Origin of the sequence: Paraburkholderia sp. J7, assembly GCF_905220155.1 — a bacterium.
Classification (GTDB): Bacteria; Pseudomonadota; Gammaproteobacteria; order Burkholderiales; family Burkholderiaceae; genus Paraburkholderia.
In genome coordinates this window covers 13,231-38,896 of record NZ_CAJMYZ010000024.1, presented here as the reverse complement: position 1 = coordinate 38,896, position 25,666 = coordinate 13,231, and the positions used below count along the sequence as shown (strand labels likewise).

Below are 25,666 nucleotides of genomic sequence, written 5' to 3'. Positions count from 1 at the left end.
CGCCCAGTCGTTCGATAACCTGCCGCAGATGATCAGGACGCGAAACGCGAAAACCGCGGGCGTCGACCGATCGATCGAACGCCGACGCCCTTGTGGACCGGGCACGTGGATGCGCCCAGCCTGACTACTGATCGTGTGCGAGTGCTTCGAGACGAGCGTGGCCTGCGTCTTTCGCCGCGCGCTCCGTGGCGAAGGGTTCTTCGGCTACGAGCGAGCGCCGCACTTCGCGCGCATCGAAGTCGACGAGCGAGATAACCCACACCCATCCGCCGATCTGCTCGGCCGTCTGCACGAATGCACGCACGTTGCCTTTGTCCTTGGTGTTCATTTCACCTCCTCGACAGGAAAACGCCGGTAGCGGCGCCTCGCGCAGCGGGGGAGCATGCGTCCCGCGGGCGCCCTCACAAATCAAGTCAGCTCGCAGATCATCGCTCAGACGACCTGATCGGTGATTTGTGCAAGCACTCCATAACTCGCCATCGCGGTTCCCCATTACGAGCCAACGTCCGGGAGCGCCGCATGGGGTACGGCCCTGCTGCCCCTCCCCTTGCAACACTTTATTTTAGGCAATGGGAATGGACATGCCACTGGGCCCCCTGGACGCGCCCCCTGCTGCACGCGCCGGTCGAAAGTGATCGGCACGACAACTTTCGGGGCAAAATCCGCCGCCCCGGCACTAGAATTCAGACATGGTCGCATTCCCGAAGGAGGCTGCCATGACTCAGTCAATGATCAGTTTTTGGGTTGGCCTTGTGGTTCTCGTTGTCATTGCCATGGCCCTGTCCCGTCGCTACAGGCGCGATCACCCGGGAGAGAGCCTGAGCCAGTGGCTCGACGCGCACCATATGAGCTGGATGCATCGCAAGCACTAGTGTTCTCCTTAGAGGAATACCATGCCGACTTACCAGTACCGGTGCGAGAAGTGCGGTGAGATGTTCGAGCATGCCGAGCATCTTGCCGAACATGCAACCGCTCATCCGCCTTGCCCCAAGTGCGGCAGCGAGAAGGTTCAGCACATACCCACACCCTTTGTGGCGAAAACATCCAGAAAGTCGTGAAATCTCTTCAGTCGCTCAGGTCTGTGCCGGTTGCACCCTGTCCCGATGATGGTCCGCGGCAAGGAACATATACATCGCAGGAACGACGAACAGCGTAAACAACGTGCCGATCGACATCCCCGTGAAGATCACGAGTCCCATCGCGTTGCGGCCGGCCGCGCCCGCACCCGATGCGATCACGAGCGGCACGACGCCCAGCACCATCGCGGCCGTCGTCATCAGGATCGGCCGCAAGCGCACGCCAGCCGCTTCTTCGAGTGCCTCGCGCTTGCGCCGCCCCGCGCGTTGCAGTTCATTCGCGAACTGCACGATCAAAATGCCATGCTTGCTGACGAGGCCCATCAGCGTGACGAGGCCCACCTGCGTGTAAATGTTGAGCGTCGTCAGGCCCACGTTGATGAAGATCAGCGCGCCGAATAGCGCCATCGGCACCGACACGAGAATCACGACCGGATCGCGAAAGCTCTCGAACTGAGCAGCAAGCGCGAGAAACACGATGATCGTCGCCAACAGCAGCGTGGTCACGAAGCCGCCCGATTCCTGCACGAACTGGCGCGACAAACCCGAATAGTCGGCCGTGTAGCCCGTCGGCGCGGCGTCGGTGGTGGCGTGGCGCAAGAAGTCGAGCACTTCGCCCTGCGAGATGCCCGGCGCGAGCACGCCGGAAATCGTTGCCGAATTGAGCTGCTGAAAGTGATTGATCGACTCGGGCACGACGTTGCGCTTCAGATGCGTGACCGTCGATGCGGGAATCACGCTGCCGTCGGGCGTGCGCAAATAATAGTCGAGCACTTGCGACGGGTTCAGCCGGTCCGTTTGGAGCACCTGCGGAATCACCTTGTACGAGCGGCCAGCAATCGAAAAGTAGTTGACGAAGTTGCCGCCGAGCGCCGCGCCCAGCGTCTGCCCGATATCGCTTTGCGTCAGGCCGAGCGACGCGACCTTGTCGCGGTCCACGAGCAACACGCTTTCCGGCTTGTCGATCTTCAGATCGCTGTCGACGAAGAAGAACATGCCGCTTTCACGCGCCTTTTGCAGCACGGCTTGCGACACTTCATTCAGGTTCTCGAACGGCTCCGTCGTGCTGATGACGAATTGCACGGGCAATCCTTGCGCGCCCGGCAAGGGCGGAAACTGAAATGCCGCGACACGCGCGCCCGCGATGCCGTTCCACTTCTGCTGCAATTCCTGCTGCAATTGCGTTGCGCCCTTCTTGCGCTGGTCCCACGTCTTGAAGAGCACGCCGCCGATGCCCTGGTTCAGCGTCGGCACACCCGTGAGCTGGAACATCTGCGCGTATTCGGGCAACTGCTTCGAGATCTCGAAGACCTGATCCGCGTAGGTTTGCATCTGCTGGATCGTCGCATCGGGCGGCCCCAGCACCTGGGACAGCACGATGCCCTGGTCCTCCTGCGGCGCAAGCTCCGATTGCGAAGTCATGAAGAGATAGACGGTGCCGCACAGCAGCAGCGCGCCCATCACGACGAACACAGGCCACGTGTCGAGCATCGAATGCAAGAGGCGCCTGTAGCCGTGATGCACCCGCTCGAACTGCCGGTCGACGAAGCGCGCGAAGCGGTCCGACTGCTGGTCCGTGCGAAAAAAGCGCGAGCACATCATCGGCGAAAGCGTCAGCGCGATCACGCCCGATACGGTGACGGCGCCCGCCAGCGTGAACGCGAATTCGGTGAAAAGCGCGCCCGTCAGTCCGCCCTGAAAGCCGATGGGCAAGTACACGGCAATCAGCACGACCGTCATCGCGAGAATCGGGCCGCCGAGTTCGCGCGCGGCGATCAGTGCGGCGTCGAAAGGCTGCTTGCCCTCCTCCTTCATATGCCGGTCGACGTTCTCGACCACGATGATCGCATCGTCGACGACGAGGCCAATGGCGAGCACGAGCGCAAGCAGTGTCAGCAGATTGATCGAATAGCCGAGCACCTGCATCACGAAGAACGTGCCGATCATCGAGAGCGGCATCGCAATCACGGGCACGATTACCGCGCGCAAACTGCCAAGGAAAAGGAAGATCACGACGGTCACGATCAGCAGCGATTCGACGAGCGTCTTCACCACCTCTTCGATCGCCGTGTTGATGAAATCGGTCGCGTCGTAGACGATGTCGCCGGTCATGCCCGTCGGGAACTGCTTCTGCAGGTCCGGGAAGAGGGTTCTCACGCGCTTCGCGACGTCGAGCACGTTCGCATCGGGCGCCACCTTGATGCCGATGAACACCGATCGCTTGCCGCTGAATGCGACGTTGAAGTCGTAATTGTCCGCGCCGAGCACGACGTTCGCGACGTCTTCGAGGCGCACGATCGCGCCGTTCTTCTGCGTGACGACGAGCTTCCTGAAGTCTTCGACGGAATGCAGGTCGGTGCCCGCATTCAGATCGACGCTGATCATCTGGCCTTTGGTCGTGCCAAGCGTCGCCAGATAGTTGTTGTTGCCGAGCGCCGTGAAGACGTCGGCGGCCGTCACGTTGTGTGCGGCGAGCCTGCTCGAGTCGAGCCATGCGCGCAGCGCGAACTGACGGCCGCCGAGCACTTCCGCCGTTTGCACGCCCTGGACCGAATCGAGCTTCGGCTTCACGACACGCAGCAAATAATCCGTGACGTTGTTGCTCGGCAGCACGTCGCTGTAAAAGCCCATGTACATCGCGTCGGTGGTTTGACCCACTTGCACGGTCAGCACCGGCTGTTGCGCCTGCGGCGGCAACTGGTTGCGCACCGAAGCGATTTGCGTGTTGATCTCCGTGAGCGCGCGATTGGAATCGTAGTTGAGGCGCAGCGTCGCGGTGATCGTCGAAACGCCCGTCGTGCTCGTCGACGACATGTAGTCGATACCTTGTGCCTGTGCAATCGCGGCTTCGAGCGGCTGCGTGATGAAGCCGGCCATCGTGTCGGCGCTCGCGCCGTAGTACGCGGTGGTGATCGTCACCACGCCGTTTTCGGTTTGCGGATATTCGCTGACCTTGAGCGCCGCAAGCGAGCGCAAGCCGAGCACGAGTATCAGCAAGCTCACCACCGATGCGAGCACCGGGCGTTCAATGAAGATGTCGGTGAATTTCATCGCGCGCTCTTCTATTGTTCCTGAGGCGTCGGGTTCGCGCTGTCCGCAGGCAGCACGCGGTTGTCGATCACGAGCGGCGTGCCGTTCTTCAGTTTCAACTGGCCGCTCGTCACGACCTGGGTGCCTTCGCTGATGCCCTTGAGAATCGCGACCTGATCGCCACGCGTCGGCCCCGGCGTGACGAACACCTGTTGCGCGACGGGCATGATCTTGCCTTGCGCATTCTTTTGTTCGCCGGACTTCACGATGAACACGGTCGCGCCATAAGGGTTATAGGTGATCGCCGTTTGCGGCAAGGTCAGATAGCGCTGCGCGCCGCCCGCGTCGATCTTCACGTTCGCGTACATGCCGGGCAACAGTTTGCGCTCGCGATTGTCGACGCTCGCCTCGATCTGGACGTTGCGCGTCGTGCTGTCCACGCGCGGATTGATCGAGCGGATCTTGCCGTCGAACGTGCGGTTGCCGAACGCATCCGTATCGACGACGATGGCCTGGCCAACCTGCAACTGGCCGAGTTGCTGCTGCGGCAGAAAGAAGTCGGCGTAGATCGGGTCGATGGCTTGCAGCGTGACGATGGCGTCTCCCGGATTGAGATACTGGCCGGGATTGACCGTCGTGATGCCCACGCGTCCCGCGAATGGCGCGCGAATCGTCTTCTTTTCGACGAGCGCGGCCTGTTGATCGACCTGGGCTCTCTTACTCTTGAGGTCGGCGGCGTCGGCGTCGAGTTGCGCCCTCGCAATCGCCTGAATGCCGAACTGCGCCTTGTCGCGGTTGTAGACCGTTTGCGCGAGGTCCGCGGCTGCTCGCAGCGACGCGAGCTGCGCGCGGTCCGAGTCGTCGTTCAGGCGCACGAGCACCTGGCCCGTCTTCACTTCCTGGCCCGAGTTGAACGCGATCTCGCGCACGAGCCCGGCCACTTCCGTCGTCACGTCAACGCCGCGCACCGCGCGCAGGCTACCCACTGCGGCAAGCTGCGGCTGCCATGTTTGATAGCTTGCGACAGCGGCCGTGACGGTGGCGGGCGGCGCGGCGTTGCTCGCCATGAACTGCTTGATCATGTGCGCCCTGAACAAATTGAAGCCGACCAGCGCGGCGAGCAGCAGGCCCACGCAGATCAGCATGATGATCATCCGCTTTGCCATCGGTTTTTTCGTCGTCATCGTCATGTCCTGGCAAGGGCAGCCATTGCACAAGGATTCATTTCGGCGCAGCCGGCGTGGGCTGAGCTGCCTGGCTCGTCGTCGTGTCGTTCCACCAGCCGCCGCCGAGCGCCTGAAACAACGCCGCCGTGTCCGCATAGCGCGCGGCCTGCGCCTGCGCGAGGTTCACGACGGTCTGCTGGTATTGACGCTGTGCATCGAGCAGCGCCAGATAGCTGACTCCGCCGATGCGAAACTGGCCGCGCGTCAGGTCGAGCGAATCGCTGGCCGCGCGCCATGCTTGCGTCTGCGCACTCAGGCCGGTTGCGTCGTGTTCGAGCGCGCGCAACGTGTCAGCGACGTTCTGGAATGCGAGCAGCACGGTTTGGCGGTATTGCGCGTTGGCCTCGTCGAATGCCGCTTCTGCCGCGCGCTTTTGCGCGCTCAACTGGCCGCCGTGAAAGATCGGCTGCGTGATGCCTGCACCGATGCTCCAGATCATGTCGGCGTACTTAAGAAGGCCCGCGGGCGTCAGCGCCTGCGGACCGTAGCTCGCGGAGAGCGTGAGCTGCGGGTACAGGTTCGCTGTCGCTACGCCGACCTGGGCACTCGCCTGATGCAGTGTGGCGTCGGCGGCGAGAATGTCGGGGCGTTGCCGCACGAGCGAAGACGGCACGCTGACGGGCAAGGTTTGCGGCAGCGTGAACATCGACATCCTGAACTCCGGCACGTCCGTATCGCTTGGCGGCTTGCCCGCCAGGACCGCGAGCTGGTGACGCGTCTGGTCGAGCGACTGACGCAACGGCGGCAAGGTCGCGCGCGTTTGCGCCACGAGCGTTTCCTGCGCAAGCACCGCGGTGCGGCTTATGCCACCCAGTTCGAGCTGCTGGCGCATGATGCGAAGCTGCGCGTCTTCGTCGTCGGCGATGCGCGCGGTCGCTTCGATCTGCTCGCGCAGCGAGGCTTCCTTGATGGCCGCCGTCACGATATTCGCGGTCAACGCGAGATACACCGCCTGCAACTGGAAGCCCTGGTAATCGACCTGCGAGCGCAGCGATTCGAGCTGGCGCCTTCCGCCTCCGAACACATCGAGGTTGTACGACACGTTCACCGAAGCGTTATAGAGGTTCAGCAGTTCCGTGAGTTGCGGCTCGCCGAACGTGACACCGCTGAACTTCTCGCGCGTCGCATTGGCCGTTGCATCGACGGACGGATACAGCGTGGTGCCGATTTGCGCACGAAGATTTTCGCCGGCCTGCCTGAGCGCCGCTTGCGCCGCGGCGACGTTGGGGCTGTTGCCGAGCGCTTCGCGAATCAGCGCGTCGAGCGGCTCGCAATGAAAGAGCGTCCACCACTGCGCGGGAATGTCCTGTGCGGCCACGAAATGTTGCGGGACACCCGAAGCGCCCGGCGCCGAGGCCGTTTGATCGGGCAGCGGCGTGGACGTGTAAGCGCCGGTGGCGGGCGGCGCGGGCGTATGGTAATTCGGGCCGACCGTGCAGCCGGACAAGGCGATCAGGACGGTGACCCATGTGGCACGCGCAACCGTCTCGCATGCTGCATTGCGGCGAGATGCACTGCGCGAATGCCAGTGCAGGCGGCTGCGACTGAAACCGTGGTTGACGTCGTCGATCATCGATCCACCTTGTTTCACTGCGTGGAAAACGAACGAAACGGCAGATGCAGAGCTTGAAATCATGCCACAGGTGGCGCGGGTCTGATCGACGTGGACTACCATGGGATCTACGCTCTTGCTGGCGGCGTGCCCACGGAGGTCGACATGAGCAGTGACGCATCGAATGAAAACGGTCCCGATCTGGCCCAAGGCGTGCCCATCGAATCTCTCGGCGAAGCGGGCATGTTGTCCGGACACGTCGGTAACGACGCCGTGCTGATTGCACGGCTCGGCAATGAATTCTTCGCGATCGACGCCGCCTGCACGCACTACCACGGCCCGCTCGCCGAAGGGTTGATCGTCGGGGAAACGGTACGGTGCCCATGGCATCACGCGTGTTTCAGCTTGCGCACGGGGGAAGCGGTGCGCGCGCCTGCGCTCAGCCCGGTCGCGTGCTGGTCTACGGAGATCCGTGGCGACAAGCTTGTCGTGCTGCACAAAAAAGCGCCGCCCGCGCGTTCCGTGACCCCACCGGCCGACGCGCCACAGAAGATCGTGATCGTCGGCGCAGGGGCTGCAGGCTTTGCTGCCGCCGAGCGTCTGCGGCGCCTCGGCTACGCGGGCAGTCTCACGATGCTGAGCGACGACGACGCGCCGCCGGTGGACAGGCCAAACCTCTCCAAAGACTATCTGGCCGGCAGCGCGCCCGAGGACTGGCTGCCGCTTCGCGACGACGCTTTCTACGCCGATCAACGCATCGATCTACGGCTGAACGCCGGCGTCACCCGCCTTCACGTCGCCGCGCAGGAAGTGGAACTCGCGGATGGAAGCAGGGTGCCCTACGACCGCCTGCTTTTGGCCACAGGAGCCGAAGCGGTCCGCTTGCCGATCCCCGGCATGGACTTGCCGCACGTGCATACCTTGCGCACATTGGCCGACAGCCGCGCCATCATCGCTCGCGCGGCGAATGCGCGGCGCGCGGTTGTCATCGGAGCCAGCTTCATCGGGCTGGAAGCGGCGGCGTCATTGCGCGCGCGTGGACTCGAGGTCCACGTCGTGGCGCCGGAGCAGCGTCCGATGGAGCGTGTGCTGGGGCCGCAGATGGGTGAATTCGTACAGCGGTTGCATGAAGAACACGGCGTCGTCTTCCACCTCGGGAACACCGCCAGCGCGATCGACGCGCAGCAGGTATCGCTCAAGGCGGGCGGCAACCTGGCGGCTGATCTGGTGGTGGTCGGCGTCGGCGTGCGGCCCAGACTGGCGCTGGCCGAGCAAGCCGGCCTCGCGATCGACCGCGGCGTGGTGGTCGATGCCTGCCTGCAGACCAGCGCGCCTGGCGTGTTCGCTGCCGGCGACATCGCGCGTTGGCCCGATCCGCACAGTGGCACGGCAATTCGCGTGGAGCACTGGGTTGTCGCGCAGCGCCAGGGACAAACTGCGGCGATGAACCTGATTGGCGGACGCGAGAAGTTCGACGCCGTGCCGTTCTTCTGGAGCCAGCATTACGATGTCCCGATCAATTATCTCGGGCACGCCGAGAGCTGGGACGAGATCTCGGTTGATGGGGATATCGCAGGACGCGACTGCTTCCTGCGCTACAAGCGAGACGGACGCGTGGTCGCCGTGGCCTCTATCTATCGCGATGCAGAAAGCCTGCGGGCAGAAGTCGAAATGGAGCGCGACATGCGTTGACGGCGGAACGCATCGCACCGGTCACCGCCCGGTCAGACTTTTGAGGATTTTCCGAACGATGCGCTCGTGCCGCGCGAGCGCCTCTTCGAGTGTGCTCGCGCCATAGCTCTCGTTGTCATCTCGCGCTTGCATTCCGGCGATACGCGTCACGAAGAGCGCGGGTTCCCCCTCTTTCGTGTCGGCCACACCGCGAAAGCGCGTCGTGACTGTCACGCCCGACTCTTCGAGCAACGTGCGGCGAAAGATCAGTTCGTTCTCCGCCATCCAGCGCGACCACTCGCTGCGGTCGAACACCTCGAAAGGTCTGTTCTTTGCGTCGAGCACGTAGAAGCGTTCACCCTTGGGCGGGACAGTGCGGGTTCCCATCTATTTCGCATCGGCGACTAGTCGAGCTTCATGATGCCCATATGCATCGCGGTGTCCGCACACATGACGACCAGCTTGTCGTGCGAAACACCCTCGGTCAACCCATGATTGAGCACCTCGTCGAATGTCCCGGCGCACTGCGAGACCGCGCTCATCGCGTCTCCTTCCGTCCGGTTGTAGGCGCCAGCGAGCAGCCATCGCGCGCGGCATTTTGCGGCGTCTATCGTTTCCTGAACTGAAGCATCAGGGCCGGCTGCATGACATTCGGGAATCGCCACAGGCTGGAATGCTTGCGACAAGCTGGGGATGAGGAAGGCAGCGGCAACGATGTATCGACGGCACATGGCAGCTCCTTTCATGAGGATCTTCTTACCGCCGTTGATTCGCGACGATGAGTCAATCGACAATCTATCACTTCTGCCAGCGAGGGTGCGTGTGCCAGCCGTCACATCAGCGCCGACGCATTCTGCCCGGCGCGGAGTCGATCAATCAGGTCGTTGGTGACCCGGCGAGCTGTCGATAAATCGCGCCGCAACCGTTCGAAGGCAACCATGGCCCATGGCGCGACAAATACGAATACAACGCATTCAAATCCGGTAAGCACGGCTGCAAGCGTCTGGTTTGCCTGCGTACCGCTATGCGGCAACCCGTGGCGGAGCCACATGAATGCCGGTTTGATCCCAACGTCGAAAGTCGTCGCCAAAGCCAGGATCAACGCGACATGCAACGCCAGCTGCAGGTCGAGGAAAGCCGCCGTGTCGTCATTTTCCTGGTGAATGAGCACGATCATCCGGCCAGCGATCGCAAGCGTCATCAACACGAGCGCGCAAAAACAACTCCATTCGAACATATGATTTTGTCGCCCCAGTTTTTCCGTTCCATCGCGCATGGCCAAGCGGATCGGAAACGAGAACGGCGTCCTGCACATCAGGTCTTTCAACCCGTTACGCAGGACGCCGTTGTCCAATGAGCCCGTTGGCGGGCGGTTCAGTATTCAGTCATGCTCAGTGCCATGGAGCGAATCGCCGTTGACACGCCCCGGCACAAGGCAACGCAAGGGCCGTGCCAGTCCTTATCGCCCGTTGCGGGCGTGATAGCGCTGCACGGCGGCGCAGCGCGGCACGGTTCTGGTGCGCAGCGGCACCGATCATGCGATCTGATGAGAGCTTTCCCGAGCGCGCCGTTGCCTGAACTCCAGATGCTCATTCACATCAGGGCCGGTTCACCACACGGACTACAGCGCCGGAATCACGCTTGGAGACTCAAGATGGGACACCACGCACTTGATGCCCGGCACGCTCTCGGCCGCAATGCGGATGGCCCGCTTTTCTTCTATGGATTCGATCACCCCCCATAGATGCGCGACACCGTCCTTGACGCGCACACCGTGTCTGGACAACCCCCAGCGCTGCCCGTGCATGGCCTGGACTATCGCGTTGCACAGGCTCGCATCGTCGCACGGAGCGAGTGGCACGACGGGAGCCGCCCGCGCGATTGCGCGAACCAGGTGCGAACGACTGACTTGTCCGATCAGCTTGCCGCCCCTCAGCACTGGCACGCTGTCGAGACGTCGACGCTCCAGAAGGTCCACGATTTGCTGGAGCGGCATATCCCCCGGAATCGAAATCACCTCTTCGCACATCACGTCGCCGACGACGTGCCCGTGCTCCTTCAGATACCTCGCGGCCTGAGCACGGGGGGACGACAACAGGAGTTCGTGCCACCACTTGCGCTTACTCTGGCAGGTGCCGTTCTCTACGCGATGTAGAAGATCGTGTTCGCCGACGATACCGACAACCTCTGCGTTCTCGTCGACGACCGGCATGCTGCCGATATGGTTGTCGACCAGCAGTGTTGCCGCTTCGTGGATCGTCATATCCGGTGTGGCGGTAATGACGGACGCGGTCATGATGTCTCGTGCGCGCATGGTTGCTTCTCCTGCGTATTCGCGACGGGTCCTCATCGGGTGCTCCCTCGCGTGGCTTTGGCAGACCGCCCCGGGTCGATCGCCCGGTGCTGAGGCGCCTTGATTCCACAACCTGATTTCATTGCGGCCTCGCGCGCCGCTGCGTGGGCAAAGCCCCGCCTTTAACAAGTCTGCCCTGTTGTTGAGCGCGCCCGTGCCGACGGTCCTACCGGGCTTCTAGCGAGCAATAGAGGTCCGGAATGCAAAGGGCAATCGTGTTATCCAGCGCCGGCTGCGGAGCAAACGAAATGTGCGATGGGCCGAAGCGCGGAAACGGCGTGTATCCCGAAGCATGGGGCGCCGGGGCGGAGTCATCGAGCCCGGAATCGAAATCGGCGTTACCGGTCGCAGCAATGCAGCACTGGAACCCGGCGGTGGCCATCGCCGTGAGCACGCAATAAGCGAGAACGGTTGTGATCCGGCTCAGGTAGCTCATGTCGAGGCTCCTCAAAGGCCAGTTCAAAAAGTGCGCGTAACGGCAGATTGCTGCTCCGCCAAACGGCTAATTTGCCTCGCAAAACGCGGCGCAAACGATACCCCTGGCGCCTGCGGCGCCTCGGAGAGTACGGCATTCAATGGTCTCCTGCTGCGCTGTCGCCGGCGGCACGTTCAAAGCGGGCACGCTGCAATACAACGGCATGGAGTCAATCGTAGAGGTTTCGCGAACACCCGAACATAACCTGAACAGGTGAGCGTGTGACCAATCCACTTCGGACAGGCAGCCTGGCCACTTGCCTTGCGCAGGCGGCGCGGCATCGTTGCCCGCGGCACTACCGCCTGCGGTTCGCTATCTCAACTTGCCGAGCCACAGCGCGGTGAGTGTTGAGCGGCTTCCGACGTTGAATTTGGTGTAGATCGACTTGATATGGACATGCGTCGTGTTCGGACTCTGGTCGAGCGTCTGCGCGATCTGCTTTTCCGTAAGTCCGTCGAGCAGCCCCAGCAGCACCCTGCGCTCGGCCGACGTCAGGGGCGCTTCGGCGATAAGCAGGCCGTGGCTGAGCAGTTGCTGCCGGCAGTACCATCTCAGCCCATGCATCACGAAGCCGAGAAGCTCGAGATCGGGCGCGGTGAAGCGAGGCGCCTGTACCTCGCGAAACACGAAGAGATGAATCCGCACGTCGTCGTTGAGGGCGCAACGCATCTGGATGCTGTCGCCGTGACCCACTTCGAGGTAGTGACGGCGGTAGTGCTCGCCTTCAAACCATTCGGCGGGCATCGCCTCGAAGAGCAGGTTGGCGAGGAACGGCTCGTTCCCCGACGCGGCCACGACATGTGACGAGTCGACCTTGCCGGACCAGAGCGTGTCGTATTGCTCCTGCACGGACGCGATCACCGCGGGTACCGGATGCAGAAGCCGAACCAGACGTGGACGCCAGCCGAACAAAGGATCGTTTTGCGCAGGCGACGGCAATCGCACCACGACGGCCCAAAGCGCATTCTGTGCCGCGACCATCGCACAGAGCGTGGTTAGCAAGTGGGTCAGTGCGGCATCGCCATCGGCTGCGGAGAACCCGGCCAGCCGGTCCCAGAGTGCAAAGATATCTTCCTGGACTGCAGGATTGGCGGAATTCGCGAATGGGTGCATGTCGTCCCCAGGAAGGATCGGCGGTTCACCGATCTTCGGTGATTTCGGCCTCGCCTGACAAGGAACTTCGAGCGCAAGCCCCGTTCGTTGGGCTCACCCATCGCACCGATCCGGCGCCGCTCCAGTGACGCGATGGTTGTCTTGAACATTTCCCGTCACGATATGAGAATGGCCGCGTTGTCTTATGCAGTCTCGGGCGGGTCCTTGCTTCGGACTCTATCGTGATCAACCAGGTCGGTCGACATCGTCATGGCATCTCAATTCGAAATGAGCGAAACCCTGGTCGGTGCGCTTTCGCTGCGGGCCATCAAATCGTTTCTCGCTGCTGCCAGATTCAGGAGTTTTACCGGGGCGGCCAATGCATTGAGCGTGACCCCCGCAGCCGTAAGCAAGCAGGTGCGAGAACTGGAGGACTACCTTGGGACGACGTTGTTTGTCCGCTCGGGCAGGACCGTCGCATTGACGGCCGACGGGGAGATGTTCAAGGATGCCGCCCAGCTTTCGCTGATCAATCTTCATCAAGCCGCCGAACGCCTGCGCAAGAAAATTCCCGCCAGGCAGACCCTGACCGTATGCTGTTCGCCCGCGTTTTCGGCGCTGTGGCTCCACAGGCGACTGCCCGAATTCCTTCAGAACGCTCCGGATATCGAACTCACCGTGCTGGCCACGCAGAATTTCGTTTCGATGGAAGCGGGCGTGCAGCCGGACGTGTACATCGCCAAGCTGGCCAGCGTGCGCGACGGATACGACAGCGAGCACCTGTTCGACGACGAGGTCTATCCCGTTTGCACGCCGCAGTACCTGCAGGGGCACGGCCCGATCGAGGCGCCCGAAGGACTGCTCGACATGTCGCTGCTGGACCTCAGCGCCTACGGTCGATCGCAGATTTCCGAGCATATCGACTGGAAAGTCTGGCTGGCGCTGCATGACGTGTACACCAGCTGGTGTGCCGACATTCCGCGGCAGCTGTTCACCAGCAACGACTATCCGGCGATCGTCCAGTTGGCGCTCGCACATCAGGGCGTGGCGTTGGGCTGGCATCATCTCGTCGGACACCTGGTCGACAGCGGCGCCCTGGTGCGTCCGCTGCCGCACAAGACGATCATGAGGAACCGCGGTCATTACCTCTCCGTGCGCAAAGACAAGGCTGACACTGGCGTGTGCGAACGATTCTGCCGGTGGATCAGGCAGCAGCTCGCCCTGCCTTCTTCAACCAAAAGTTGAAGCAATGCCGGAGGAAATGTCGTTTTCGTTACCGGTGAAACGAGCCTAAATTTCTCTTCACGCCGCTCAGGAGTGGCGATACGGAAGAGGAAATCAGCTCATGGGTTTCAAGAGAAGCATCCACGCTGTGGAGACCCATTCGGGTATCCCGATGCGCGTCGTGACTGGCGGCATCCCCCATATTCCCGGCGACACCGTGCAGGCCAAGATGAAATGGCTCGAGGCCAATGACGACGGCCTGCGCAAGCTGCTGCTGCGCGAGCCGCGCGGTTATCCGGCCCACTGCTGCAACATCGTCGTGCCTCCCTGTCACCCGGAGGCGGATGCGGGTTACATCATCCTGGAGCAAGTCGAGTACCCGATGATGTCGGGCGGCAACACCATCTCCGTGGCGACCGTACTGCTGGAAATGGGCATGCTTCCGATGCAGGAGCCGGTGACCGAGTTGACGCTGGAAGCGCCGGCGGGGCTGATCCGCATTACCGCAGAATGCAGGAACGGCAAGGTCAATAGCGTGAAGTTCACGAACGTACCGGCGTTCGCCGCGCATCTCGACGCCGTCATCGACGTGCCGCACCTGGGCAAGGTGCGAGTGGATGTCGGCTGGGGCGGCATGTTCTATGCCATTGCCGACGTGCGACAGTTTCCGGGGCTCGAACTCAAGCCCGAACATGGCAAGGAGATTGCGCGGGTCTGCGCCATGATCCGGCAGGCCGCCATCGAGCAATTGCCGGTTGCGCATCCCGACTATCCAGGGGTTGGCATCACGATTTCCCAGCTCTCGGGACCCACCGACGACCCGCGGGCCGACTGGAAGAACGTGGTTACGATGCCCACCGGCCCGCTCTCATGGGACGATCCCGCCACCTGGACCGGCGCGATCGACCGCTGCCCCTGCGGCACCGGCACCTGCGCCAAGATGGCGGTGCTGCACGCCAAGGGCGAATTGCCGTTGCACCAGGACTTCCGGCACCAGGGCATCCTCGGTACGGTGTTCACTGGCCGCCTGGAGCAAACGACCCGGATCGGCAAGCAGGCGGCCGTGGTGCCGACACTGGCCGGCACCAGCTGGATCCATGGCATCCACACCATCGTGCTGGATCATGACGACCCCTTTCCCGAAGGCTACACCCTTGGGGATATCTGGCCGAAACAGTAGGAACGCTAGCCATGCAGACGATATCCGCGCAGCAGATCCAGTCCGTACTGGACTGGTGCGGCATTCTGGAGGCGTTGCGCCAAGGGCATTCCGGACCCCGGCCCATCGGCGACGGTTATTTCATCGGGGACGCGAGCTTTGGCCTGTTCAGCCGCGGCGTGATCCTGCCGGGCAAGGGTGCCGGGGTCAAAATCGCCTCGATCCATCCGGCCAACGGCGCCGCCGATCCTCCCCTACCGACGGAGCAGGCTGCGTTTCTGGTCTTGGACGAGCGTACCAAGGGGCTCGCCGCCATGCTGGACGGCCCCGAAATCACGCGCTGGAAGACGGCGGCCGATTCCGCCCTGGCGGCGCGATGGTTGAGCGGCGAGCACAGCGAGGTCTTGCTGGTTTTGGGCGCGGGTCCGGTTGCACGGTCCTTGACGGACGCTTACCTGCACATCCGGCCATCGATCCGCGAAGTGTTGTTGTGGAATCGCACGCGGTCGAAGCTGGAAGCCGCACGCCTCGCGCTCGAAGCGAGACACCTCCGGGTACGGATTGTCGAGGACCTCGATGCCGCGGTTGCCAGTGCAGACATCATCGTGGCCGCCACCAGCGCAACCACGCCCATGATTCGGGGCAAGTGCGTTCGTCCCGGTACCCATGTGGATCTGGTAGGCGGATACCGGCCCGACATGCGGGAGGCCGATTGCGATGTATTCCGGGGTGCCCGCATCTTCGTGGACGACCGCCAGAATGCTGCCGAATCGGGCGACATCCAGATCCCTATGCGAGCGGGCGTGATTGCGGAGGGCGACATCGAGGCGGATCTGTTCGATCTGTGCAGGATGCACGCATTCCGTCGCTCGCCCGGAGACCGGACGGTTTACAAGAATGCCGGCGGCGCGCATCTGGACCTGATCGTCAGTCAGTATGTTGTCGAGCAATTGAAAGCACGCTAACGGCGCCCGGTGTCGATAGCAACGAAGTTATCAGAGCGCTTTACTGGATAGCCACCGGTTTCTTTTGGCGCGGACTCAAGCAGAAACACGTGACATCGGGGATGTACTGGATGCCAAAAAATTAATCATTAGTAGTACGTATGCCATGCTATTTGGCGCAACGATGCCGCGAATTCGGCAAATTGAACATTGATTGAACGGGTGCCTATCATGCGAAAATCCCTTCTATTCATCCTCGTCACGACTATCCTCTGCGGGATAACAGGTGGGGCTCTCGCGCAACAGGTTGTGAAGATAGGCATCTCCGCGCCGCTCACCGGCATCGGCGCGGCGAATGGCAAGGACATGGAGAACGGCGCGCGCCTCGCAGTCGAAGAGGCGAATGCACAGCATCTTCATATTGGCGGCCAAGAGGTCAAGTTCGAACTTGATTCCGTTGACGACCAGGGCGACCCGCGAATCGGTGTTCAGGTGGCGCAAAAGCTGGTCGACGACGGCGTGGCGGCAACCATCGGTTACTACAATTCCGGCGTCGCCTTGCCGTCTGCGCCCATCTTTGCGAAGGCGGGTATTCCGCTACTTGACCCTGCTGCGACCAATCCACAAATCACGCGCCTCGGACTCCCGAATGTGTTCCGGATCATCGCCACAGACGTTCAAAACTCGGGCAATGCGGGTAAGTATGCCGTCACCGTAACAAAGGCAAAGCGAATCGCAACAATGGATGATCGAACTGCCTTTGGATCGGGTGCGGTCGAAGAGTTTAAAAAGGCCGTTCAGGCGGCAGGCGGATCGATCGTCACATCTGAATACACAAACGACAAAGCCGTTGAATTTAACGCGCTGTTGACGAACATAAAGGCGGCGAACGCAGATCTGCTATTTTTCTCCGGCAGTAATGCCCAAGCTGGCCTGATCGCGAAGCGCATGAAACAACTTGGGATGCACACCCAGTTTGTCGGAAGTGGAGGCATCGCAGATACCGTTTTTATCCAGTCGGCCGGAGATGCTGCGGATGGATCGATGGCGTGGGAGTATGGACGCCCGATTGACGCTCTGCCAGCAGGCCGAGCGTTCGTCCAGAAATACAAGAAGCGGTTCGGCACGGACCTCCTCACATATTCACCGTTCTCCTATGACTGTGCATGGATAGCCATCGATGCGATGAAGAGGGCAGGCTCGACAAACCCGGCCGTCTTTATGTCGGCGCTTCGCTCAACCCAGTATGACGGGATCACGGGCCACATTTCATTCGACAAGATTGGAGATTTGACCAATCCCACCTCAACGCTGTATCAGGTTAAAAACGGCAAATGGGTCCCCGTAACAACCATTGGGGCAAGGTGAACAAGGTGGAATCGAAGGCTCCTGTGCCACGGTACGCGAAGCCCGAGTTGGAAATGTTCGCGCTCGCCACCGCTCGAGAGGCCCGCGCCGAAACTCCACTATCCTGACGCCACGATCACATGCGCCTGGATCTTGCCGGCGACCGGGCCTTCGCCATGGACACGGGCAATTGCCTGCGTAGCGCGATCCACAGCGAGTTCAAACAAGTTGGCGTCACGCGCCTCGATTTCGTTGCGCAGCGGCGTCCCCAGGCAATAGGCGATGGCAGCGTCGCGCGCCGAGTTCGCGCGACTCACTTTCTCGCGTGTCTCGATCTCGATGTCGGCGAACCCTGCGCGCCTCAACTCCGCCCGGATCAACGCAACATCGTGATACCCGTGCGGCGTGCGCGCGAGGAATCCCGGAGGATCGTGCGGAAACACCGTGGCTACGGCGTGGGTGACGTTTTCAGCAAAGTCGTTCTCTTCGATGCGGTCCCAGACATTGAAGATAAAGCGCCCTCCAGGTCTGAGCATGCGGCGCGCCTCGGTATAGCCGAGGACCCGGTTCGGAAAAAACATCGCACCGAACTGACAACAAACGACATCGAATGATCGACTTTCGAACGGCAGGTCGAGCGCGTCCGCCTGCCGCCATTGGATGCGGCTATCAGACACCTGCCTGGCGGCCGCATGGTCGAGCATGGGCTGATTGAGGTCGGTCACGACGTAGCGCGCGCCGGCGTGGAGTTTTGGCGCAAGCGCCCGCGTGAGCACGCCGCTGCCAGCCGCCGTTTCAAGCACCGCGTCGGGTGAGGAGGCCGCGACAAGCTCCGCCACGTCAGCGGCATAGTCCTCGAAGATCAGTGGGACCATCAGCGTGTCGTAGAACTTCGGGATCGAGCCTGCAAACACCTGATCGCGCTCAGACATGGTGCCCCCGCATTGATGCCGGACGCCAAGGCGGCGGCAAGGCATGACGTGAATATGCCCTGAGCGCGCCCCCTCCGGCGCGCTCCAGGCCCCGGCTATCCAACGCTTGTGGATTTCAGTTTGCCGGCCGTTGCTGAGACGCCAAAACAGCGCCGAGTTCCTCGTCAGTCAGTGCGGCCGCCGTTGTGAAGGAGAAGATATCCCCCCACTGGATTGTCATTGCCGCAACCGCGCTGGCGTCCGCCGCTTCAACGATGGCCACGCCCCTGAACTCGCCGGCTGCATGCCAGCGACCCAGCATCGTGACATTGTCGGGCGGCTGGCCGCCTGTTTTCATGAAGCGCTCAATTGCGGCCTGCTGCGTTGCCGGCTCACCTTTCCATTGAACAATGAATTTCATGGCGAATGTCCCCTCCAGGATCGCGACGCCGGCTCGTGGCACGCCCGCACACGGTGGTGGACGCCTCGACATCGCGACGGTTCGTCGCCCACTTGCCCGCATGGAGTCTTCGCATTGTCCATGTCGTCGGGCGAAGCCACGAGATAGCATCGAGGATAGGTCAACCAGATAGCCCCCGGCTCCACCCCGGTGAGCGAAGTGTGCGACACCGCACATACGAATTCGATGACTTGCCGGGCGATCGGACGATGGTTCTCAGGTAAGGCGAATCACTGCCCCCTGGCGATGGTCTGCAACGACCGTTCCACTCAGATACCCGCCCTCGCAATTTCGGCTACGCGGCTACACCATGATGAGTCCGTGCCGCATCGCGAGCATGACGGCTTCGGTGCGATTGGCCGCGCCGAGTTTGCCGAAGATGGTGGAGAGGTGCGATTTCACCGTGTTGTCCGAGATGTCGAGTTGCCGCGCGATCTCCTTGTTGCCGAGTCCGTCGGCGAGCATCGCCAGCACTTCTACTTCTCGTAACGTCAAGGCTTCGAACGGCCCGCTGGGCGCCGTCCATCGCAACGGCTTTCGCCCGGCCAGCAGCCTTGCGAGGACGTCGGGCGACAGCACGCACAGGCCGGCGGCCACGGCTTCGATGGACGCGACGATTTCGGCTGGCATCACGTTGCGCGACAGGATCGCGGCCGCGTCGGTGGGCAGCGCGTCAAGGACCCAGTCGCTATCCAGATCGTCGAGCAACAGAACAAGCCCCGGTGGTGTGTGCTCGCGTTCGAACAGTGCCTTGAGCGGGTCGCTCTCATCCGGCTCGCTGTCGATCACGACCACATCCGGCACCGAACCTGCGAGACTTTCGACGAGCGTGTCGGCGTCGGCTGCGCTACCCATGACGCTGAATGCCGGGTGCGCCTCGACAATCGTTTGCAGGTTCTCGCGCACCTGCGACGATGCCGCAATCACTGCGACGCGCACCGGGCCTATGTGTACCATCTGTCGATCCGACATTTCGCCGCTTCCGGGACCTCACCTGCACGCATTCCGTTGGGGGCGCTCGCCCACTGTGACCGCGCACGTATGGCGCTCGCCGCCTCGGATCAACGCGATTTGCAACGGCTGTCCGATGCTTGCTGAGCCGAGCACGGCGTACAAATCGTCCATGTCGCGGCAAGGTTCGCCGTCCACTTCGATCAGCACATCGCCGATGAGCACACCCGCCTGATCTGCTGGACCACCCGGCGCAAGCGAACTGATCAGCAATCCGCTACTGAGCGACAGATTCATTTTGCTTACCCAGGCATCCGGCAGGCGGACCGTCTGCGTGCCGACGCCAAGGTAGCCTCTTGAAACGCGCCCTTTCGCCAACAGTTCGTCGGTCACGCGCTCCACCGTCACCCCGGGAATCACCATGCCGGGACCGCGCATCAGTGCCGACGTGCAGAGGCCCACGACCTGCCCGTGCATATCCGCAAGCGCCGCCCCGGAGAAACCTGGGCGCAATCCGCCGTCCAGCCGCACGAACACATCGAGTTGCCCACCTCTCCACGTACGCCAGGGGCCGCCGGTGCTGCCGATCACGCCAAAATCCGTGCTGATGCCGAGTTCGTCGGTACGCGCGACGGCGAGCGCCAGATGGCCCGGTTTCAGTGAGCGGGCATCGCCGGCTTCGACTGGGTCCAGGTCTACGCCATCCAGCTTCAGCACGGCGAGATCGGTGCCCGGATCGAGCCCGGCGAGGACTGCAGCGACCGTGCGGCCGTCGCTCAGTGTGACTTCGATCCCGCCCTCGCGCCGGATCGTGTGTGCAGCCGTCACGACGACGCCGTGGCGCCAGATTACCCCGCTTGAGGGCACGCGATGCCGGCCGTGTACTGCCACGACACTCTGCCCGACGCGCTCGGCAATGCCGGCCAGATTGTCCGATAAATCCACTAAGGGACTTCCGCTCGAGGAAGGGGTTTCCATTTCGAGTCTCCTGTCATTTGCGGGTTCACAATGACAGAACGACAAGCGGCGCGCACCACCCAAATGGGTAGTCGGTAGATCGTGGTGGAATTCGTTGCCGAAGGCTCTCCACGGCAAGCGGGCCGCCCCCACGCGTGAGCGTCGTCCGCAGAACCTTTCGACGCCAGCCGACCTCAACGTCCCTCGCTCTGCGATCCGTCCAGCCGCTGCCCGACTACGCCTGCCATGACACGCCAGCGATCGCTTTCCAGAACGGTCTGGGCGTCGATACGCCTGAACAGGTCCAGGAGCGGCGCGACAAGCCCTGTCCAGCCTGTCTGGTGACTTGCGCCCAAGCCTGCGCCGTTGTCGCCGTGAAAATATTCGTAGAACAGAATCAGGTCACGCCAGTGCGGATCATTCTGGAACTTGCCTGTTCCGCCATAAACGGGCCGCCGCCCGTCCGGCCCGCGCAAAAACGTACTCGTCAGGCGGCGAACGATCTCTTGCGCCACCTCGTATAGCGTCATCATCTGCCCTGATCCCGTCGGGCATTGAACCTTGAACTCGTCGCCGAAAAATCCATAAAGATTCGTCAGCGCTCTCACGATCAGGAGATTCACTGGCATCCACACCGGCCCTCTCCAGTTCGAGTTGCCGCCGAACATGCCGGTATTCGATTCTGCCGCCAGGTACTGTACCTTGTACTCTTGCCCGCTCACGTTGAGTACGTACGGATGGTCGAGATGATGTCTGGACAACGAACGAATACCGTGCGGACCCAGGAATTCGTTCTCGTCGAGCAAGTAACCGAGCACGCGCTCGAGTTTGCGCATATTCAGGATCGAAAGCAGTCTGCGCCCTCTATGGCCGGTGAAGCCACCATCGGTTGGCGCCACATGGCTCACCAGCTCGGGGTAGCGCGTTCGAAATTGCGCGATCAGCGCCATGAGTTTCGGACAACGCGAAAGTGCGTCGGCCTCGAAAACCGTCGATGCGCACAACGGCAGCAAACCCACCATGGACCTGACTCTCAGTCGCATCGTCTGGCCGTCGGGTAAACGTAGCAGGTCATAGAAAAATCCGTCCTGCTCGTCCCACATGTCGTCCGGATGATTACCGCGCCGATCCATCGCATAGGCAATCCACATGAAGTGCTGAACGAACTTGAAGGCGAGTTCCTCGTACATGGGGTCGTACTCGGCCAGGATCATCGCCATCTCGAGCATGCACTGGCAATAAAACGCCATCCACGCTGTGCCATCCGCCTGCTCAAGCGAGCCACCTGTCGGAAGCTGCGCGCTGCGATCGAACACGCCAATGTTGTCGAGTCCAAGAAAGCCGCCGGCAAAGACGCTTCGGCCCAACGGGTCCTTCCTGTTCACCCACCAGTTGAAATTGAGCATCAACCCCTGGAACGAGCGCTCGAGAAAGCGCGCATCAGCGCGTCCCAGCGCTTTCTCATACTTGTAGAGCCAGAGCGTCGCGGCGGCATGCACGGGTGGATTGACGTCGCTGAAGTTCCACTCGTAGGCCGGTATCTGCCCACTCGGGTGAAGATACAGAATGCGCAGCATCAACAGCAGTTGCTCCTTCGCGAAATCGAAATCGACAGCGGCGAGAGAAATGGTATGGAAAGCCAGGTCCCACGCAGCGAACCAAGGGTATTCCCATTTGTCCGGCATGGAGATCACTTCTGCGTTCAGCATGTGATACCAGTCGGTATTGCGCACCGTGTGCCGGCTGGCTTCGAGCAAGGGATGACTCCGGTGCTCGCGCAGCCACAGATCGAGATCAAAGTAGTAGTACTGCTTGCTCCACAACATGCCCGCCAGGGCCTGCCGATGCACCCTTCTCTCGTCGTCGGACAGCACCTTCGGCGCAATACGTTCGTAGAACGTGTCTGCCTCCGCGATACGCTCGTCGAAAGTACGTGCGAATTCATCGAACGCATGGTCTTGCCTGGCTGCGCACAACCGCAGCCTGATGATCGCGCTGCCGCCGCCGGGTATATCGCACACGTACTGCGCTGCGGCCTTGGTCCCGGTCCGAGCCGGGTTCACGGCCTCGCGCCGCCCGGCAATGACATAGGCGTGGAACGCGTCCTTCACATAAGGTGATGCGTTGGGCTGGTTCCACAAACGCTGTGCGTTGCTTTCATTTTCCGTAAAGAGCAGTTCTGTCGCGCCGTCGCAATAGAGCCAGTACTCGCCCAAGTCCTGATGCGTTGCACGAATCACACCGGTATCCGCTTCGGCTAGCGACGGTTTGCAATCGTCGTAGCCCCACGACCAGGTGTTGCGAAACCATAGCGTTGGCAGGACGCGAAGACGCCCCGCTTCCCGTGCGCGGTTGAACACCGAAACGCGTATGAAGATATCTTCCGGGGCCGCCTTCGCATATTCGACAAACACGTCGAAATACCGGTCATCATTAAAAACGCCGGTATCGATCAGTTCGTACTCGAATTCGTCTCGCGATCGCTTTCCGTTCGTCTCAACCAGATCCCGGTACGGAAATTCCCTCTGCGGATACTTGTACAGATACTTCATGTACGAGTGCGTAGGCGTGCTATCGATATAGAAATAATATTCTTTCACGTCCTCGCCGTGATTGCCTTCGCCATTGGTCAGGCCGAAAAGGCGCTCTTTCAGGATTGGATCGCATTCGTTCCAGAGCGCCAACCCGAAGCACAGCCTTTGCTTGTCGTCGCAAAGCCCGCCGATCCCGTCTTCTCCCCATCTATAGGCCCGCGAGCGCGCTTGATCATGGGTGAAATAATTCCAGGCGTCGCCGTCTGCGCTGTAGTCCTCGCGGACCGTCCCCCATTGCCGCTCGCTGAGATAAGGCCCCCACTTCTTCCACGGCACTTGCGCAGTACGCGCGTCGTCCAGACGCTTTTCTTCTTCTGTCGCGTCGTTCATTGCAGGACACATGTTTGCCTCCGTCGCGACGCACGCTGAGAACGCCCGACATGACTCACGTCGCGTCACGCATCGCCCGGGCGATGGCCAGCCTGCTGTACGCAGCGAGCGCGGCGCCCGCCGTCGCGTTACCCGGCGAGATAGTCGTGCACCACCGTGCCAAGCCCGAGTGTCAGGTCAGTCAGAATATGCACGCCCGATATAACCTCGAGCACCGGCAGCGCCGCAACCGGCGCGAGCGCGTGATGGAACAACTCGATCGCGGCCGGCCCTTCCCAGGCTCCCTTCACCGTGACGTCTTCGCAGAAGTAGCGCACAAGCTCGCAGATGCGCACGGTGCCGTCCACGTGGGGAATGATTTTCAGGAGAAAGTTCGGCGCCGTGAGCGAGGCGAGCATTTTTTCGGTCGGCACCGGGCGATGCTTGTAGCCCATCGTTGCGACCGCTATCGGGATGTTGTTGTATCGAAGCACGCCGCTGATCGTGTCCTTTTCGACGTGCAGCACTGGCGCCGCGAGCTTCTTTGGAAACCCCCAGATTTCGCGCCCGCCGGCGATCGGCGCCTCGTCGTCGAGAAACATGGCGTGGACGTAGCCGCCTAACTCGTTGTGAAACCTCACAGGAATCACCTGTCCGCTCTCGGTATAGTCGCCGAAGCCCGTCGAGTTCGGCATCCGGATGAATTCGAACTTCACGATCGGGTCCGTCATCTCCAGCGGAGCCGGAATGACGCTAGCGAGCACGTCCGGGTCGGTTCGGTATGTGATGATCAGGAATTCGCGATCGACGAATCGATAGGGGCCCGGGGGAAACGCCGGGCTCGTGAGCGGCATCGCGAATGCACGCTCCAGCACTTCGGATTCAGTCATCTTGGTGGCTCCCGTTGAGCAGGATTCGTCGGTGTGAGGTCGCAAACGTGGATGCCTTGCGCCATTTCCGTTGCATTGCGCCAGGCCTCGGTGGCAATCGCGTGGCGCACGTCGCTATGGCCGCCTTCCCACAAATCCAGCACGGTCGCGCGCGAGAACTCATAGTCCTTGAAGTCGGAGGAGCGTGTGTCGTGGCGGTTGGTGAAATGCACGAGCATGACTTCGCCACGAGTACTGACCGCGGCAAGCTGCTCGACGTCCGGGTCTGACCGGGCATCCTCTGGCAGCATCGCCAGCACGCGCCGCAGCGACGCGCGCAACGCCTCCTGCTGCTTGACGCGGGCGGCGTTAAAGCGCGTCTTGCTGGCGTACTGCAGGTCCTTCATCCGCTCTTGCACCTGACTCAGGTTTTGCGGCAGCGCGCCCGCGCCGCTGAACACGTCGATCTGCAGCACGAGCCCACTTTCACGGTAGGCTTCGTCGACCACGTACCAGAGCGGCGTGTTCGACGAGATGCCGCCATCCCAATACCATTCGCCGTCCACTTGCACGGGCGGAAAACCGGGCGGTAGCGCGCCGCTCGCCATGACGTGCTCGGGACCAAGCGGCGTTTTCGTGTTGTCGAAATACACGGACTCGCCTGTACAGACGTTGACCGCGCCGAGCGACAGGCGCACCGCCTTGCTGTTGATGAGATCGAAGTCGGCCAGCTCGTTCAGCGTGGCCCTGAGCGGCTCGGTGTCGTAGAAACTCAGCGCCGCAAGTGACCCCTCGGGCGCGATGAACGGCGGCAGCATGCGGGGCGAAAAAAATCCTGGAATGCCGAAGGAAACCGCTGAAGCGGCGCTGTACAAGTTGAAGAGGGGGCGCATCGAATCGAGCGACGAAGGCGGCTTGAAAGGCGCCCATGCCGAGGAGCGTTCCCAGAATTCGCGCAGTCGCTCGACGCGGCGCTCGGGCGGATTGCCGGCGATCAGCGCGGCGTTGATCGCGCCGATCGACACACCCGCGACCCAGTTGGGAACGATACCCGCTTCGGCGAGCCCTGCGAACACACCGGCCTGATACGCACCGAGGGCGCCACCGCCTTGCAGGACGAGGATCGTGTTGTCGAATTTGACGACGGGCAGCGAGGGGATGGGCGCTGCCGCTTTGCGTGTACGGGCCATGGTGGTCCCCGGCGGTGGGCGATGCTGCGATCGATCGAACTGGCCTCCATAGGCAAGGCCGCCTGCATGGACATGTCACCGCACCAGATCGCGCCGACGATCAAGGAGCTAAAAGAGCCTACGTCGCCCCCTGCCCGTGAACAATCGGACCTTGGTCCTATCCCCGCCAGCCTCTCCGCTTTCCAGGCGGATGTATATCTGCCTGGGGCACGCGAAAAACCGCGGTGCGTCGCTCCTTTGCGCGACGCTCGCAGCCGCGCTGCTCATCGTGACGGT

The 25,666-nt window shown here is 61.9% G+C and carries 24 protein-coding genes; 6 read left to right on the top strand and 18 right to left on the bottom strand.

Going from position 1 to position 25,666, the window contains the following annotated elements; translation table 11 throughout:
• Window positions 1–124: 124 nt before the first annotated feature.
• Window positions 125–328 (bottom strand): hypothetical protein, encoded by a 204-nt coding sequence (locus U5A58_RS31975; RefSeq protein ID WP_321915191.1) that lies wholly within the window; start codon window positions 326–328, stop codon window positions 125–127.
• A gap of 397 nt (window positions 329–725) precedes the next feature.
• Entirely contained in the window at window positions 726–965 is a 240-nt protein-coding gene (locus tag U5A58_RS31970; RefSeq protein ID WP_321964495.1) for a hypothetical protein, read from the bottom strand.
• Between U5A58_RS31970 and U5A58_RS31965 the strand changes: the two genes are divergently transcribed.
• Window positions 894–1,058 (top strand): zinc ribbon domain-containing protein, encoded by a 165-nt coding sequence (locus U5A58_RS31965; RefSeq protein ID WP_321915192.1) that lies wholly within the window; start codon window positions 894–896, stop codon window positions 1,056–1,058. The two genes, U5A58_RS31970 and U5A58_RS31965, sit on opposite strands and share 72 nt — an antisense overlap.
• A 15-nt stretch (window positions 1,059–1,073) precedes the next feature.
• Here U5A58_RS31965 and U5A58_RS31960 read toward each other — a convergent pair whose 3' ends face one another.
• The 3 genes from U5A58_RS31960 to U5A58_RS31950 are packed head-to-tail and all read right to left on the bottom strand — an operon-like array spanning window position 1,074 to window position 6,905.
• Complete coding sequence (locus U5A58_RS31960; protein WP_321964403.1) at window positions 1,074–4,127, bottom strand: efflux RND transporter permease subunit; 3,054 nt, start codon at window positions 4,125–4,127, stop codon at window positions 1,074–1,076.
• Window positions 4,128–4,138: 11 nt separating this feature from the next.
• Window positions 4,139–5,290, bottom strand: coding sequence for an efflux RND transporter periplasmic adaptor subunit (locus U5A58_RS31955; RefSeq protein WP_321964402.1), 1,152 nt, complete (start codon window positions 5,288–5,290; stop codon window positions 4,139–4,141).
• A gap of 37 nt (window positions 5,291–5,327) precedes the next feature.
• The gene (locus tag U5A58_RS31950; protein ID WP_321964401.1) at window positions 5,328–6,905 is read right to left on the bottom strand and encodes an efflux transporter outer membrane subunit; all 1,578 of its coding nucleotides are present in this window, start codon (window positions 6,903–6,905) and stop codon (window positions 5,328–5,330) included.
• A 144-nt stretch (window positions 6,906–7,049) separates the two neighbouring features.
• Here U5A58_RS31950 and U5A58_RS31945 point away from each other — a divergent pair, with 144 nt between their 5' ends.
• A complete protein-coding gene (locus U5A58_RS31945) occupies window positions 7,050–8,576 on the top strand; it encodes an FAD-dependent oxidoreductase (RefSeq protein ID WP_321964400.1) in 1,527 nt (508 codons plus the stop codon).
• A 21-nt stretch (window positions 8,577–8,597) separates the two neighbouring features.
• Here the strand turns inward: U5A58_RS31945 and U5A58_RS31940 are convergent, their stop codons facing one another.
• From U5A58_RS31940 to U5A58_RS31915, 6 genes are all read right to left on the bottom strand, one after another.
• Window positions 8,598–8,942 (bottom strand): hypothetical protein, encoded by a 345-nt coding sequence (locus U5A58_RS31940; RefSeq protein ID WP_321939508.1) that lies wholly within the window; start codon window positions 8,940–8,942, stop codon window positions 8,598–8,600.
• Between the two features lie 17 nt (window positions 8,943–8,959).
• Window positions 8,960–9,301: a hypothetical protein gene (locus U5A58_RS31935; RefSeq protein ID WP_321964399.1), complete on the bottom strand. Its 342-nt coding sequence runs from the start codon at window positions 9,299–9,301 to the stop codon at window positions 8,960–8,962.
• Between the two features lie 86 nt (window positions 9,302–9,387).
• A complete protein-coding gene (locus U5A58_RS31930; protein ID WP_321964398.1) occupies window positions 9,388–9,909 on the bottom strand; it encodes a hypothetical protein in 522 nt (173 codons plus the stop codon).
• 267 nt (window positions 9,910–10,176) lie between these two features.
• Entirely contained in the window at window positions 10,177–10,869 is a 693-nt protein-coding gene (locus U5A58_RS31925) for a CBS domain-containing protein (RefSeq protein ID WP_321964397.1), read from the bottom strand.
• A gap of 205 nt (window positions 10,870–11,074) precedes the next feature.
• The gene (locus U5A58_RS31920; protein WP_321964396.1) at window positions 11,075–11,344 is read right to left on the bottom strand and encodes a hypothetical protein; all 270 of its coding nucleotides are present in this window, start codon (window positions 11,342–11,344) and stop codon (window positions 11,075–11,077) included.
• 351 nt (window positions 11,345–11,695) lie between these two features.
• Window positions 11,696–12,496, bottom strand: coding sequence for a helix-turn-helix transcriptional regulator (locus U5A58_RS31915; RefSeq protein ID WP_321964395.1), 801 nt, complete (start codon window positions 12,494–12,496; stop codon window positions 11,696–11,698).
• Window positions 12,497–12,745: 249 nt separating this feature from the next.
• Here U5A58_RS31915 and U5A58_RS31910 point away from each other — a divergent pair, with 249 nt between their 5' ends.
• From U5A58_RS31910 to U5A58_RS31895, 4 genes are all read left to right on the top strand, one after another.
• Complete coding sequence (locus tag U5A58_RS31910) at window positions 12,746–13,720, top strand: LysR substrate-binding domain-containing protein (RefSeq protein ID WP_321964394.1); 975 nt, start codon at window positions 12,746–12,748, stop codon at window positions 13,718–13,720.
• Between the two features lie 100 nt (window positions 13,721–13,820).
• Window positions 13,821–14,879, top strand: a complete 1,059-nt coding sequence (locus U5A58_RS31905; protein WP_321964393.1) for a proline racemase family protein — start codon at window positions 13,821–13,823, stop codon at window positions 14,877–14,879.
• A gap of 11 nt (window positions 14,880–14,890) precedes the next feature.
• Window positions 14,891–15,823, top strand: a complete 933-nt coding sequence (locus U5A58_RS31900) for an ornithine cyclodeaminase (RefSeq protein ID WP_321964392.1) — start codon at window positions 14,891–14,893, stop codon at window positions 15,821–15,823.
• 210 nt (window positions 15,824–16,033) lie between these two features.
• Window positions 16,034–17,170 (top strand): branched-chain amino acid ABC transporter substrate-binding protein, encoded by a 1,137-nt coding sequence (locus U5A58_RS31895; protein ID WP_321915213.1) that lies wholly within the window; start codon window positions 16,034–16,036, stop codon window positions 17,168–17,170.
• 98 nt (window positions 17,171–17,268) lie between these two features.
• Here U5A58_RS31895 and U5A58_RS31890 read toward each other — a convergent pair whose 3' ends face one another.
• The 7 genes from U5A58_RS31890 to U5A58_RS31860 form a co-directional block, all read right to left on the bottom strand.
• Window positions 17,269–18,081: a class I SAM-dependent methyltransferase gene (locus tag U5A58_RS31890; protein WP_321964391.1), complete on the bottom strand. Its 813-nt coding sequence runs from the start codon at window positions 18,079–18,081 to the stop codon at window positions 17,269–17,271.
• A gap of 115 nt (window positions 18,082–18,196) precedes the next feature.
• Window positions 18,197–18,481 (bottom strand): DUF3303 domain-containing protein, encoded by a 285-nt coding sequence (locus tag U5A58_RS31885; protein ID WP_321915214.1) that lies wholly within the window; start codon window positions 18,479–18,481, stop codon window positions 18,197–18,199.
• 342 nt (window positions 18,482–18,823) lie between these two features.
• A complete protein-coding gene (locus U5A58_RS31880) occupies window positions 18,824–19,492 on the bottom strand; it encodes a response regulator transcription factor (protein ID WP_321964390.1) in 669 nt (222 codons plus the stop codon).
• An 18-nt stretch (window positions 19,493–19,510) separates the two neighbouring features.
• Complete coding sequence (locus U5A58_RS31875) at window positions 19,511–20,416, bottom strand: S1C family serine protease (RefSeq protein ID WP_321964485.1); 906 nt, start codon at window positions 20,414–20,416, stop codon at window positions 19,511–19,513.
• A gap of 206 nt (window positions 20,417–20,622) precedes the next feature.
• Window positions 20,623–23,364: an MGH1-like glycoside hydrolase domain-containing protein gene (locus tag U5A58_RS31870; protein ID WP_321964389.1), complete on the bottom strand. Its 2,742-nt coding sequence runs from the start codon at window positions 23,362–23,364 to the stop codon at window positions 20,623–20,625.
• A gap of 116 nt (window positions 23,365–23,480) precedes the next feature.
• Window positions 23,481–24,221 carry an acetoacetate decarboxylase gene (locus U5A58_RS31865; protein WP_321964388.1) on the bottom strand — a complete coding sequence of 247 codons (741 nt, stop codon included), beginning with the start codon at window positions 24,219–24,221 and terminating at the stop codon, window positions 23,481–23,483.
• Window positions 24,218–25,390 (bottom strand): patatin-like phospholipase family protein, encoded by a 1,173-nt coding sequence (locus tag U5A58_RS31860; protein ID WP_321964387.1) that lies wholly within the window; start codon window positions 25,388–25,390, stop codon window positions 24,218–24,220. Before U5A58_RS31860 ends, U5A58_RS31865 begins: the two co-directional genes overlap by 4 nt.
• Between the last annotated feature and the right edge of the window lie 276 nt (window positions 25,391–25,666).

Coding starts and splice junctions, on each gene's coding strand:
- U5A58_RS31920 (WP_321964396.1), bottom strand. CDS start 11,344: ATGAGCTACCTGAGCCGGATCACAACCGTTCTCGCTTATTGCGTGCTC.
- U5A58_RS31935 (WP_321964399.1), bottom strand. CDS start 9,301: ATGAAAGGAGCTGCCATGTGCCGTCGATACATCGTTGCCGCTGCCTTC.
- U5A58_RS31940 (WP_321939508.1), bottom strand. CDS start 8,942: ATGGGAACCCGCACTGTCCCGCCCAAGGGTGAACGCTTCTACGTGCTC.
- U5A58_RS31880 (WP_321964390.1), bottom strand. CDS start 19,492: ATGTCGGATCGACAGATGGTACACATAGGCCCGGTGCGCGTCGCAGTG.
- U5A58_RS31960 (WP_321964403.1), bottom strand. CDS start 4,127: ATGAAATTCACCGACATCTTCATTGAACGCCCGGTGCTCGCATCGGTG.
- U5A58_RS31890 (WP_321964391.1), bottom strand. CDS start 18,081: ATGTCTGAGCGCGATCAGGTGTTTGCAGGCTCGATCCCGAAGTTCTAC.
- U5A58_RS31885 (WP_321915214.1), bottom strand. CDS start 18,481: ATGAAATTCATTGTTCAATGGAAAGGTGAGCCGGCAACGCAGCAGGCC.
- U5A58_RS31955 (WP_321964402.1), bottom strand. CDS start 5,290: ATGACGACGAAAAAACCGATGGCAAAGCGGATGATCATCATGCTGATC.
- U5A58_RS31900 (WP_321964392.1), top strand. CDS start 14,891: ATGCAGACGATATCCGCGCAGCAGATCCAGTCCGTACTGGACTGGTGC.
- U5A58_RS31965 (WP_321915192.1), top strand. CDS start 894: ATGCCGACTTACCAGTACCGGTGCGAGAAGTGCGGTGAGATGTTCGAG.
- U5A58_RS31905 (WP_321964393.1), top strand. CDS start 13,821: ATGGGTTTCAAGAGAAGCATCCACGCTGTGGAGACCCATTCGGGTATC.
- U5A58_RS31865 (WP_321964388.1), bottom strand. CDS start 24,221: ATGACTGAATCCGAAGTGCTGGAGCGTGCATTCGCGATGCCGCTCACG.
- U5A58_RS31860 (WP_321964387.1), bottom strand. CDS start 25,390: ATGGCCCGTACACGCAAAGCGGCAGCGCCCATCCCCTCGCTGCCCGTC.
- U5A58_RS31925 (WP_321964397.1), bottom strand. CDS start 10,869: ATGCGCGCACGAGACATCATGACCGCGTCCGTCATTACCGCCACACCG.
- U5A58_RS31945 (WP_321964400.1), top strand. CDS start 7,050: ATGAGCAGTGACGCATCGAATGAAAACGGTCCCGATCTGGCCCAAGGC.
- U5A58_RS31870 (WP_321964389.1), bottom strand. CDS start 23,364: ATGTGTCCTGCAATGAACGACGCGACAGAAGAAGAAAAGCGTCTGGAC.
- U5A58_RS31910 (WP_321964394.1), top strand. CDS start 12,746: ATGGCATCTCAATTCGAAATGAGCGAAACCCTGGTCGGTGCGCTTTCG.
- U5A58_RS31970 (WP_321964495.1), bottom strand. CDS start 965: ATGTTCGGCAAGATGCTCGGCATGCTCGAACATCTCACCGCACTTCTC.
- U5A58_RS31895 (WP_321915213.1), top strand. CDS start 16,034: ATGCGAAAATCCCTTCTATTCATCCTCGTCACGACTATCCTCTGCGGG.
- U5A58_RS31950 (WP_321964401.1), bottom strand. CDS start 6,905: ATGATCGACGACGTCAACCACGGTTTCAGTCGCAGCCGCCTGCACTGG.
- U5A58_RS31975 (WP_321915191.1), bottom strand. CDS start 328: ATGAACACCAAGGACAAAGGCAACGTGCGTGCATTCGTGCAGACGGCC.
- U5A58_RS31915 (WP_321964395.1), bottom strand. CDS start 12,496: ATGCACCCATTCGCGAATTCCGCCAATCCTGCAGTCCAGGAAGATATC.